11 protein-coding genes and 1 tRNA gene are annotated in these 11,630 nt (G+C 35.8%); 3 read left to right on the forward strand and 9 right to left on the reverse strand.

Going from position 1 to position 11,630, the window contains the following annotated elements; genetic code table 11:
- The 6 genes from pstC to M1D73_RS22005 all read right to left on the reverse strand — a co-directional run bounded on the left by pstC (position 1) and on the right by M1D73_RS22005 (position 6,764).
- Complete coding sequence (gene pstC / locus M1D73_RS21980) at positions 1 to 951, reverse strand: phosphate ABC transporter permease subunit PstC (RefSeq protein WP_000940918.1); 951 nt, start codon at positions 949 to 951, stop codon at positions 1 to 3.
- 27 nt (positions 952 to 978) lie between these two features.
- A complete protein-coding gene (locus M1D73_RS21985; RefSeq protein WP_000871829.1) occupies positions 979 to 1,896 on the reverse strand; it encodes a PstS family phosphate ABC transporter substrate-binding protein in 918 nt (305 codons plus the stop codon).
- Positions 1,897 to 2,227: 331 nt separating this feature from the next.
- Positions 2,228 to 4,354: a peptidoglycan D,D-transpeptidase FtsI family protein gene (locus M1D73_RS21990; protein WP_000038992.1), complete on the reverse strand. Its 2,127-nt coding sequence runs from the start codon at positions 4,352 to 4,354 to the stop codon at positions 2,228 to 2,230.
- 109 nt (positions 4,355 to 4,463) lie between these two features.
- The gene (locus M1D73_RS21995) at positions 4,464 to 5,741 is read right to left on the reverse strand and encodes an MFS transporter (RefSeq protein WP_000871384.1); all 1,278 of its coding nucleotides are present in this window, start codon (positions 5,739 to 5,741) and stop codon (positions 4,464 to 4,466) included.
- Between the two features lie 116 nt (positions 5,742 to 5,857).
- On the reverse strand, positions 5,858 to 6,469 hold the full coding sequence (sodA, locus tag M1D73_RS22000) for a superoxide dismutase [Mn] (RefSeq protein WP_001052031.1): 612 nt from the start codon (positions 6,467 to 6,469) through the stop codon (positions 5,858 to 5,860).
- 221 nt (positions 6,470 to 6,690) lie between these two features.
- Positions 6,691 to 6,764 (reverse strand) — tRNA-Ile (locus tag M1D73_RS22005).
- 241 nt (positions 6,765 to 7,005) lie between these two features.
- On the opposite strand from M1D73_RS22005, the gene yqgB reads away from it, so the two are divergent.
- The 3 genes from yqgB to ispG all read left to right on the forward strand — a co-directional run bounded on the left by yqgB (position 7,006) and on the right by ispG (position 9,462).
- Positions 7,006 to 7,764, forward strand: coding sequence for a protein YqgB (yqgB, locus tag M1D73_RS22010; protein WP_000021898.1), 759 nt, complete (start codon positions 7,006 to 7,008; stop codon positions 7,762 to 7,764).
- 64 nt (positions 7,765 to 7,828) lie between these two features.
- Complete coding sequence (gene yqfZ / locus M1D73_RS22015) at positions 7,829 to 8,194, forward strand: protein YqfZ (protein WP_000825414.1); 366 nt, start codon at positions 7,829 to 7,831, stop codon at positions 8,192 to 8,194.
- Positions 8,195 to 8,358: 164 nt separating this feature from the next.
- Positions 8,359 to 9,462 (forward strand): flavodoxin-dependent (E)-4-hydroxy-3-methylbut-2-enyl-diphosphate synthase, encoded by a 1,104-nt coding sequence (gene ispG, locus M1D73_RS22020; protein ID WP_153577907.1) that lies wholly within the window; start codon positions 8,359 to 8,361, stop codon positions 9,460 to 9,462.
- A 79-nt stretch (positions 9,463 to 9,541) separates the two neighbouring features.
- Here the strand turns inward: ispG and M1D73_RS22025 are convergent, their stop codons facing one another.
- Genes M1D73_RS22025 through M1D73_RS22035 form a run of 3 tightly spaced genes read right to left on the reverse strand, consistent with a single transcriptional unit; the run spans position 9,542 to position 11,572 of the window.
- Positions 9,542 to 9,955: a Fur family transcriptional regulator gene (locus tag M1D73_RS22025; RefSeq protein WP_001054516.1), complete on the reverse strand. Its 414-nt coding sequence runs from the start codon at positions 9,953 to 9,955 to the stop codon at positions 9,542 to 9,544.
- A 13-nt stretch (positions 9,956 to 9,968) separates the two neighbouring features.
- A complete protein-coding gene (locus tag M1D73_RS22030) occupies positions 9,969 to 10,802 on the reverse strand; it encodes a metal ABC transporter permease (protein WP_000613815.1) in 834 nt (277 codons plus the stop codon).
- Positions 10,802 to 11,572 carry a metal ABC transporter ATP-binding protein gene (locus M1D73_RS22035; RefSeq protein WP_001059663.1) on the reverse strand — a complete coding sequence of 257 codons (771 nt, stop codon included), beginning with the start codon at positions 11,570 to 11,572 and terminating at the stop codon, positions 10,802 to 10,804. Before M1D73_RS22035 ends, M1D73_RS22030 begins: the two co-directional genes overlap by 1 nt.
- Positions 11,573 to 11,630: the final 58 nt, after the last annotated feature.

The raw sequence follows: 11,630 nt of genomic DNA on the forward strand, positions 1-11,630 counted from the left end.
TTATGTCATCCTCCTAAAACGGCGCATAATTGACTGCGAAATGATGTTCATAATAAAGGTAAACAAAAATAACGTTGCGCCTACAGCATACATGCTGTAATACGTAATCGTTCCATGCGGAGCATCACCTAAACTTACTTGCACAATATAGGCTGTTAACGTTTGAATAGAATGTGTCGGATCAAGCGATACATTTGGTGTGGATCCTGCTGCAATTACAACGATCATCGTTTCACCAATTGCACGAGAAGCTGCTAATATAATTGCTGCCATAATCCCTGTAAAAGCGGACGGAAACACCACTTGTTTTACCATTTCAAACCGCGTCGCTCCGAGTGCTAATGAAGCTTCTTTCGTCCCTTTCGCCACAGCTCTCATCGCGTCTTCAGATAGAGATGCAATTGTAGGCATCATCATAAATCCGATAACGATTCCTGGACTAATCGCATTAAAAAACTGTAAATCTGGTATAATCCTTTGTAAAAGCGGTGTAACAACTGTTAATGCAAAAAAACCATATACAATTGTCGGGATACCTGCTAATAGCTCTAACATCGGCTTTAATATTTTCCGTGCACTATTTGAAGCATATTCGCTTAAAAATACGGCACACGCTAAACCGATAGGAATTGCTACAAACATAGCAATTGCTGTTACAAGGAACGTTCCACATATAAGTGGTAATATACCGAATTTAGGATCTTCAAAAAATGGTAACCATTCTTTCTCCGTTAAAAAGGAGTATAATGATATTTTTTGAAAAAACATGATTGTTTCATTAGAGAGCGTAAAAACAATTCCAAGTGTCGTCACAATAGAAACACTAGCAATTATTTTTAGTAATAAAGGCACTATTCGATTGATTCGCTGCGTTTTTTTTCTTTGTTTTGTATTTCTTTCAATCAAATGTTGTACAGAAAATGTAATTTGACTTTTGTCATTATGAGCCAAAGATGAAAACCCCTTTCCACCCTGACATTACCCTTTTATTTCTGTTAACATACGCAGCTGTTCATTGTATTTTTCTTTTCTTAATTTTACATATCCGACCTCTTCAGCGAGGTTACCGACATGCTGAATCATAAACTCAACATAGTTTGCTACATTCATTTTATTTCGGATAGATGCATTATTCACATAAGTAAGTAGCGGCCTAGATAACGGCTTATACTTACCTGATTGAATGGTCTCTTTCGTCGGAAATACACCATTTACTTTTATTGCTTTCACCTTATCTCGATTAGCCATATAATAAGCATATCCTACAAAAGCAATGGCATGTTTATCATTCATTACCCCTTGCATAATAACTTGATCATCTTCAGACAAAGAGACTTTTTTTACAATGCGATGATTTTGTAAGATGACATTTTGAAAATAATCATACGTACCAGAGTCTACGCCTGGTGCATAAAACTTCACTTGTTCACGTGGCCATGTTGAATGAATTTGTGACCATCGCTTCTCTCTTCCATCTTCACTCCAAAGTAGTCGTAACTCGTCTACTGACATATCGTCTACCCATGTATTATGGCGATTCACAACAATCGTAAGACCGTCGTTAGCAACCTCAAAAGGTGTGAACTGAATAGAGTTTTTCTTCATTTCATTTTTCTCGACTTGTTTCATTACTCTCGAAGCATTATTTATATCTACTTCTCCTTTACTGAAACGATTAAATCCTCCCCCAGTTCCAGAAATACTGATGGAAATTTTCACGTCTGGATGCACCTTTGTATATTCCTCCGCTACTGCTTCTATAATAGGAAAAACCGTTGAGGATCCATCAACTCTCACTTCTCCCGTATCATTTAAAGCAAATGCAGTAGACATTTCAAAACAGAGGAACCATATTGATAATACGAAAACTTTAATCGGTGTACGCATCCATTTCACGTGTTCTTCCTCCTAGAAGTAACCGGAAATAACAGGATTACAGATATAAGAATACTGCTAAACTATTAATTCGGTTTTAATTGTTTGTAAAAGTTTTGTAAAGTTCCACAAAAATCAACATACGGTACAATTTTAATTCAGTAGTAGCTATTCATTTCCTCTGATGATTTCCCTATAAAACAGTTATCCCCTATCCCATCATATACAAGTATCATTTATACGGCCGCGTTTTTTCAATGTTGTATACTTGTCCACATTTATTACACGATATGCATAAACCATAAAAAAAAGCACACTATCTTTTCAGATAGTGTGCTTTTTTACAACTTTTTTATTCATCATCTTGCTCTTTATTTTTATTGTCTTTATCATCTTTTGGAGCTTCACCATTTACTTCCTTGTTTTTCAAATCAAAGTAAGCGTCCATAATTTCACGACCAATATATCCATTAATACCAGTCTTATCATCATGTACCCATGGAACGACAACAGAGAATGCTACTTCTGGATCTTCAAGTGGCGCATAACCTACTAATGTTAAGTTATATGTTTCCACACGTTCACCTTTTGCATTTCTACCAATCTCTTTATCTCCACCATACACAGTTTGCGCCGTACCCGTCTTCCCTGCCGCTTTATATTTTGCACCTGTAAAGTATTTTGTAGCTGTACCACCTGAATCATTATACACTTGTCTAAATCCTTCTTGAACATGTTTAATTTGCGATTCCGGCATATCAATACGATTTAATACTTTCGGTTCCATAGATTGAACAACTTTCCCAACTTCATCTGGTTTCACTGCCGGTTGACGAATTTCTTTTACAACTTGTGGTTGCATGCGATATCCGCCATTGGCAATCGTCGAAATATATTGCGCTAATTGAAGCGGTGTATACGTATCATACTGTCCAATTGATAAATCTAGTAAGAAACCTGGTTGACTACTTCTACCCATCTGACCAGCAGATTCATTCGGTAAATCAATTCCTGTTTTTACACCAAGTCCAAACTGTCCAAAATAATAACGCATCGTATCAAATGCTTTTTGAGGTATATCTAACGTACCACCTCTCACATATTTAACACCGGCGATATTCATCGCTGTTTTAAACATATAAACGTTAGAAGACATTTTTAAAGCTGTAAGGTCATTAATGTATCCCATCGTTTTCCAAGACGACTTCGTAGGTGTACCTTTTAATTTAATTGGTTCATCCAATTGCACCGATCCTGGTTGAATCGCACCAGTTTGATATCCAGTAAGTACTGTTGCACCTTTTACAGTTGATCCCATCGGATAAGAACTTGTCATGGTACCTAATGCAAAGTCATTTACTTTCGTTTGACCATCTTCGTTAACTAATTGTTTCCCCGCCATAGATAAAACTTCACCATTTTTTGGGTTCATCATTACAACGAATGCGCGATCTAAAAGAGGTTCGCTTCCTTTAAATCTCATTAAATTCTTCGCAAGAATATCTTCCACACGCTTTTGTAATTCCATATCAATTGTTAAATTCAGATCATTACCACTTTGTCCTTTTGATACATTAATCGTTTCTAAAATATTACCGTTTTTATCTGTAACATTTCTAACTTCTGCTTTCGTACCGTGCAGACTATCTTCATACTGTTGTTCAAGATAACTTTTTCCTACTCGGTCATTTCGATTATAATCACGAACAAGATAGTAATCTAGTCTTTCTCTCGGTAAGCCTTCATCAGATGTCGACACCCCACCTAGTACACTTCGGAATAAATCATCGTACGTATATTTTCGCTCCCAATCAACATTCGTATCTACACCTGGTAATGCTGCTAGGTTTTCACTAATAATCGAATATTCCTTTTCTGTAGCATCCTTTTTAATAACTTGAGGTGTCATTGCATATCCGCCGTCCATCTTACTTTTAATCGCTAGTATTTCTAGATCTTTTGCGGATAATTGATTAATCTCTTCTTCTGTTACACGACTTCGCTGACGCTCGTCTAATTCTTTATCATCAATTTTTTTATCTTTAAACTCTTGACGATCTTTATTCGTAATTTTTTCTTTAGCTTCCTCTTTATGCATAGCAAGCCAATAATCTTTTTTATCGCGATCTGTTAATTTATCTGTCGGTACTTCAATCAAATCTGCTAGCTTTTTCGCTGTTTCTAAGCGATCTTCTGCAGTTGATCCTTTCATTTTTGTAAATGTAATAGTACGAACGGCTGCATTATCTACTACAGGTCGCCCATAACGGTCAAATATTTTCCCACGCGGTACAGGATTACTTATCGTTGAGTTTTCTTTCTTCTCCACTTCATTCTTATATTCTTCACCGCGAACAATTTGTACATATCCGAGCCTTACAATAACAGCGGAGAACATTAAAAACACGCAGAAAAACAGCACGTTTAACCGAAAAGGAACGTGGGTCTTTTTCTTATTTTGCTTCTGCTTCTTGCTCATACAAACCCCCTCTACCAACAGCTATGTAATGTGAAAGGGACACCTTCATACAGGTGTCCTCACTGCTGTCTTACATCTTTTTCTATTCTAGCATAAAACAAACGAGAAGTTAACCTTCTGGTTCAGTTTGGTTTTGCGCGTTCCCTTGCGTTACAACACTTGCTTTACTCGCATTTCCCTCATCATATTTGACATTTTTAACTGCAAAATAAATAAGAAAATGTCCAGCACCTAAAATACATAATAAGTAAGGTAAACTTTTTTCAGGTGGAAAGAATAGTACAGCACATAAAAAACTTAAAATGGAACAGATTCTTCCGGCGTTTAACCATAGCTCCCGAACAACGACATATTCCACACGCCATTCTCTCGCATTTTTCGCTCTACCAATTACGTCATATGTCATTGATCCGTACGGAACAAGTAAAATAGGATATGCAATTGCAATACATGCCGCATAAATAAGTAATTTCGTGTATGTAACATTGAAAATAACTAAAAAGACGACAGCATATAAAATAATGCCTCCAAGTAAAATTGCTTTTTTTCGCCACTCCTTCTTTAACATACGAGCAACTAAGTAATAACATACAAAGGATACAGCAGAGTTCACTAAACTGTATTTCCCTAATGCAAACTCACTATTAGTTGCTAAATAAACATATACTGAAATGACAAAAATAAACGTTCCTTCTCTCAATCCTTGGAAAAAATGAGCTCGTGTAATCTTTCCCCAATTTTTATCAATCCGTCGTTCTTTCAATACTTGCACGATTTCATAACGCCCTTCACATTCTCTTTTAGATAAAAAGAAGCTTAAGACGACAGCAATTGCAAATAGAACTAATGAAAGAAAGAATATAACAGTATAGCCACTCCATTTCTCCATACGTGAAATTGTGTATCCTGCTGCTATTGGTCCAATCATTCCAGAGAAGGATGTAAGAAGTCCAAGAAACCCATTAAAGAAATCTCTTGTTTCTGGTTCTGTAATTTCAAATGTCAATAAGTTAAAAGCCAACCAGTAAAAACCGTATCCTACTCCTAAAAGAGCCCCCATTAATAAAATATACTGAGAAGCACTTTTCCCTGCTACTAAGACAACAATAAAAAAAATTGCGAGCGTCCCTACTCCTATTCGTAATAAAATCGAGCGATCGATACGTTTCGCTAATTTTCCCCCTACAAGAAATGTGAGAGGCTGTAATACCACGCTGGCTAAATTATACAAGCCAAGATTCACATAATTTTGTGTTTGTTTCCATAAATAAATATTTACAAACGTATTCGATAAAGAAATTGCGAGCGTGTATAAACCTCCTATAAGGAGCAATAACACTAAATCCCGATTCACTTCAACGTCACCAATTATATGTTTCCATTTCATACACAACTCTCCTTTACTTCATGTTCTAGTCTTCCAAAGACAAGCCCAATTATGTAAAAGGAAAGCATAGAAAAAAGCTAGGAGCTCTCCCCTAGCTTTTTCTATATTTATTACGATTATTTTGCTTCTTGGTAACGTTTTTCAGCAGCGTTCCAATCTACAACGTTCCAGAATGCGCCGATGTAGTCTGGACGACGGTTTTGGTAGTTTAAGTAGTAAGCATGCTCCCAAACATCTAAACCGATAACTGGAGTTTTACCTTCAGTTAAAGGAGAATCTTGGTTTGGAGTGCTTGTTACTTCTAACTCACCATTGTTTACTACTAACCAAGCCCAACCAGAACCGAAGCGAGTTGCGCCAGCTTTTGCGAATTCTTCTTTGAATGCATCGAAGCTACCGAATTTTGCTTCAATTGCAGTTGCAAGTTCACCTACAGGTTGTCCTCCGCCGTTTGGAGATAGGATTGTCCAGAAGAATGTATGGTTAGCATGTCCGCCACCATTGTTACGTACTGCTGTACGGATTGCTTCTGGTACTTCGTTTAAGTTTGCAACTAATTCTTCTACGCTTTTGTCAGCTAATTCTGCATGACCTTCTAAAGCAGCGTTTAAGTTTGTAATGTACGTGTTGTGATGTTTTGTATGATGGATGTTCATTGTTTCTTTGTCAAAGTGAGGCTCTAAAGCATCATACGCATAAGGTAAATTTGGTAATTCGTGTTTTGCCATTGTTATATTCCTCCCAGTTTATGTATTGCCACTTAAGTGACATACAACTTCATTCTACCCTAATTGCCATAGGGTGCAAACAAATAAATCACATTGTCTTGCTATCATTAAAGTAGCAAAATTCCCACTTCTTTTCAATTAAAATGCTCATATATTCCGTAAAAAAAGCTTCCTTCTACAAGGAAGCTTCCTGCTAACATAATAAACATGCGAAATGGATATGGACCCTGTAGGACTCGAACCTACGACCGGACGGTTATGAGCCGTCTGCTCTAACCAGCTGAGCTAAGGGTCCACAATTATGTATGTAACAACATATCAAATAGAGGAATTCCTATCGGATATGCTCTTTAAGAAATGTAAGATAAATTTACCATATAGAAAAGAAAAGTGTCAATTGTATTTTTCTTATTTAAAAGAAGAAAGTTAATAAAAGAAATTTAGTTATCTCCACTATATGTAAATATAATATATCTTGAGATTCTCTAGATTCCTACGTTACAATGATTTTATACATACATAAAGGAAGTGAATCTATGTCCATATTTACCCAATTCGTAAAAAGCATATACTCGCCTAAAGATATGGCGCTATTCCGTTTTCAAAAAATCGGTAAAACCATTTTGTATATTATGCTACTTTGCTTAATTACTACTATTCCAAGAACTTTTTTGTACGGTAGTTTTATCCAGGATGGTGTTGGCATGGTAAATCAAGTCATCGATAAAGATTTACCTGATTTTAAAATCGAAAATGGCGAACTAAAAGCCGATATTGATCAACCTATTGAAAAAGAAGAAGGAAATACACTTTTCGTATTTGATCCAAATTCAACAGACCTAGAAAAATATCAAAATAAAACAGGTTTATTTGTTTTAAAAGATAAAGTAGTCTCTATGGGAAATGGTCAAACACAAACGTATTCTTATAACGATTTGTTAGGTGCATCTCTTGAGAAAAAAGATCTACAAGAATTTATTTCTTTATTCGATAATATTTATCCAATTTTATTATTTGTTATTGGATTCTTAGTGTACCTATTCCAATTATTCATAACTTTTGTAGGCGTGACTTTACTTGCGTTCATCGGTTCTGCTATGAGCGGTCAACGTAAACTATCCTATAAACAAGTTTGGACACTAACTGCATACAGCTACACGATCCCAACCATTTTCTTCATGATTATGGATTTATTCAAAATCGTCGTACCTGGAGCAACGTTCATTTATATCGCTGTTGTTTTAATCGTTCTATACTTAACGATTAAAGAGGTACCCAAACCGAAAGAAAAATAAAAAATGCCTAAATAGGCATTTTTTTTTTGGACAAGCATATATTCCTAGCAAAGGAGTGAAGAATATGAAGAGATTAGGTATATTCCTATTCGTGCTTGTTCTCGGTTATATATTTTATTACGATATAAAAATCGGTACTTTACCGATGTTAAGTTCATATAAAAAAACAACTGCTGCTCAAACAATTAAAAAAGAAAACACAGACAGTCAACAAAATAAAGCGAACAAAACAGAAAAAGAAACGGATGTATCTTATAAAACAATTGAAGTAAAAACTGGTGAGACAGTTCTTTCTATTACAGAACAAATTAACAAGAAAAAAATTCCTTCCATAGAAAAAGTCATTGACGACTTTAAACAATTAAACAAAAGTACATCTGCTACAAAAATACAAATTGGAAAGTCTTATAAATTCCCGTTATATCAATAAGCTATCACTTAATCCTTGTCAATTACATAAAGGCGCTGATACAATAGTAAAAGTGAAACCGAGTACTTCGGTTTCTATAGCCCTATATCACGTATACTATCATTGATATGAGGGACTAAATAAGAAACTTCTTTTATAAGGAGAGCGATCTATTCGTGAATGAAATGACTCATCGTACAAAAACACGTCCAGTTAAAGTCGGTAATTTAACAATCGGCGGTAATAATGAATTAATTATACAAAGTATGACAACAACAAAAACACATGATGTTGAAGCAACAGTTGCTGAAATCAAGCGTTTAGAAGAAGCCGGCTGTCAAGTCGTCCGCGTTGCCGTTCCAGATGAACGCGCAGCAGATGCTATTGCTGATATAAAAAAACAAATCAACATTCCACTTGTTGCTGATATTCATTTTGATTATCGCCTTGCTTTAAAAGCAATTGAAGGTGGCATCGATAAAGTACGTATCAATCCAGGTAATATTGGTCGTCGCCATAAAGTAGAAGCTGTTGTAAATGCAGCAAAAGAGCGCGGTATTCCAATCCGTATCGGTGTAAACGCTGGTTCATTAGAGCGACACATTTTAGAAAAGTACGGGTACCCAACTGCAGATGGTATGGTTGAGAGCGCGCTACATCATATTAAAATTTTAGAGGACTTAGATTTCCACGATATTATCGTATCTATGAAAGCCTCTGATGTTAACTTAGCAATCGAAGCATACGAGAAAGCTGCTCGTGCTTTTGATTATCCATTACATTTAGGTATTACAGAATCTGGAACATTGTTTGCCGGAACTGTAAAAAGTGCTGCTGGTCTTGGAGCAATCTTAAATAAAGGCATCGGAAATACACTACGTATTTCATTAAGTGCTGATCCAGTTGAAGAAGTAAAAGTTGCTCGCGAATTATTAAAATCATTCGGTCTTGCGTCTAATGCAGCAACACTTATCTCTTGTCCAACTTGTGGTCGTATTGAAATCGATTTGATTAGCATTGCTAACGAAGTGGAAGAATACATCTCTACACTTCAAGTACCAATTAAAGTTGCAGTACTTGGTTGCGCTGTAAATGGCCCTGGTGAAGCTCGTGAAGCTGATATCGGTATTGCCGGTGCACGTGGAGAGGGATTATTATTCCGTAAAGGGCAAGTCGTTCGTAAAGTACCAGAAGAAACAATGGTAGAAGAACTGAAAAAAGAAATCGACGTAATTGCTGCTGAAATGGCTGCTGAACGAGAAAAAGAAAAAGAGACACAAGAACAATAAAAAGAAGGTTGCCACAATATTTGTGAGCAACCTTCTTTTCTACGTAAAAAAGCTCGTCAGTTACATAACCGACGAGCTTTTACTTTGCACATTTTGGACAACGACCATATATTTCAAACTTATGACCCGTTACTTCATAACCAGTAAAATCTTTATTCATAAAATCCATTGGGCAGGAAGTAATCTCTTTCGTCCCCCCACAATCCAAACAAATAAAATGATGATGATGTTCCATAATAGAACAAGTAAAACGAAAATGTTTTTCGCCATTTAATTCCGTTTGTTCTAAAACACCAATCTCAGCAAAAACTGTTAAGTTACGATAAATCGTATCAAAACTAAGCCCTGGATAATCGTCTTTCATATGTTCTAAAACGTCTTTCGCAGTTAAATAACGATTATGTGCTGCAAATAATCTGAGCATCTCTTCTCTTTTTCCAGTATGTTTATATCCTTTTTCTTTCATTAGGCGTAAAGCTTCTGTTAGATTCATACCTATCCCTACTTTATGCAGTTTTTTTCTTCTTCCATAAAATCGCACCGATTAAAATAAGAACTGCTATCATAACAATTGTACCACCTGGCGCTAGATCAAGTTGATACGAAGCAAACATTCCACCAATTACTGCAATTTCACCAAATAAAATGGAAAAGAAAATTGTTTGTTTAAATCCTTTAGCAATACGAATACTTGCTGCAACTGGTAATGTCATTAATGATGATACGAGAAGAACCCCCACTACACGCATTGATACTGCAATGACAAGAGCAACTAATATAATGAAAATAAAGTGAATCCATTTCGCTCTTAAACCAGTTGATACTGCGTATTCCTCATCAAATGATAATAGAAACAGCTCTTTATATAATAAAATAATTGTCGCAACAACAACAATTGCTACAATCCCAATAATAATTAAATCTGTACTTGTTACAGCACTGACACTACCAAATAAATAACTAAATAAGTCTGTGTTAAATCCATTTGCAAGTGAAATGAAAATAACTCCAACCCCCATCCCTGCCGAAAGGATAATTGGAATTGCTAATTCTTGATAGTGCTTATATACAGTTCGTAACTTTTCGATTAGTAGCGCTCCACCAATCGAGAAAATCATCCCCATATATAAGGGGTTTAAAAATCCACCTGTAAAAATGGTTTTTTCAAGTAATAAACTTGCTGCAATACCCGATAACGTCACGTGACTTAATGCATCCGCAATAAGAGATAAACGACGAATAACAACAAACACACCAATTAGCGGTGCAACAAGTCCAATTAAAATACCTGCGTATAAAGAATTACGTAAAAAGTCATATTGTAAAAAATCTTGTATCATTATATCCTCCCGTGATGCTCATGTTCGTGTTCTAAACGATGAACATGATGTCCATATAAGACGGACATTTCTGCATCTTCTAACTCTCGGAACTTCTCTACATTTCCATGGAAATGTAGATGTTGGTTCAGGCATGCAACATGTGTTACTTTTTCAGTAACAGCTCCCATATCATGAGTAACAAGAATTAATGTGATCCCGAGCCTTTTGTTTAAATCCTCTAATATTTCGTAAAAACTTTCCACATTTTTCACATCGATTCCAACAGTAGGCTCGTCCAAAATAAGCAATTCAGGATCACTAACGAGCGCACGAGCAATAAATACACGCTGTTGCTGTCCACCAGAAAGCTCTCCAATGTTACGACCTTGAAACTCACTCATCCCTACATCAGCAATTGCTTTTTCTACCTTTTTTTTATCCTCTTTTGTAAAAAAGCGAAAAAGCCCTTTTTTCGAAACAAGTCCCATTGAGACAACTTCAGAAACAGTTGCTGGAAAACCAGAATTGAAACTATTTGCCTTTTGGGATACATAACCAACTTTGTTCCATTCCTTAAACCTCTTACTATCAACGCCAAACACGCGTATACTTCCTTCTTTTGGCTTTAAAACGCCTAATAAACACTTAAGTAAAGTTGATTTACCTGAACCATTCGGTCCCACTAAACCTAAAAAAGCTCCCTTCGGAACTTGCAAATTAATATTTTCTAACACATTCCGATCTTCATATCGGAATGTTAAACCTTCAATTTCTAATATATTATTCATAGCATCTCACCTATTTTAATTCAGAATGATTCCGATTTATATCTATTTGAATTATAGT

This window comes from Bacillus sp. PK3-067 (genome assembly GCF_056738645.1).

Excerpts from the sequence above, each read along its gene's own strand:
- M1D73_RS21990 (WP_000038992.1), bottom strand. The coding sequence starts at position 4,354 with ATGAGCAAGAAGCAGAAGCAAAATAAGAAAAAGACCCACGTTCCTTTT.
- M1D73_RS21995 (WP_000871384.1), bottom strand. The coding sequence starts at position 5,741 with ATGAAATGGAAACATATAATTGGTGACGTTGAAGTGAATCGGGATTTA.
- sodA (WP_001052031.1), bottom strand. The coding sequence starts at position 6,469 with ATGGCAAAACACGAATTACCAAATTTACCTTATGCGTATGATGCTTTA.
- yqgB (WP_000021898.1), top strand. The coding sequence starts at position 7,006 with ATGTCCATATTTACCCAATTCGTAAAAAGCATATACTCGCCTAAAGAT.
- ispG (WP_153577907.1), top strand. The coding sequence starts at position 8,359 with ATGACTCATCGTACAAAAACACGTCCAGTTAAAGTCGGTAATTTAACA.
- M1D73_RS22025 (WP_001054516.1), bottom strand. The coding sequence starts at position 9,955 with ATGAATCTAACAGAAGCTTTACGCCTAATGAAAGAAAAAGGATATAAA.
- M1D73_RS22030 (WP_000613815.1), bottom strand. The coding sequence starts at position 10,802 with ATGATACAAGATTTTTTACAATATGACTTTTTACGTAATTCTTTATAC.
- yqfZ (WP_000825414.1), top strand. The coding sequence starts at position 7,829 with ATGAAGAGATTAGGTATATTCCTATTCGTGCTTGTTCTCGGTTATATA.
- M1D73_RS22035 (WP_001059663.1), bottom strand. The coding sequence starts at position 11,572 with ATGAATAATATATTAGAAATTGAAGGTTTAACATTCCGATATGAAGAT.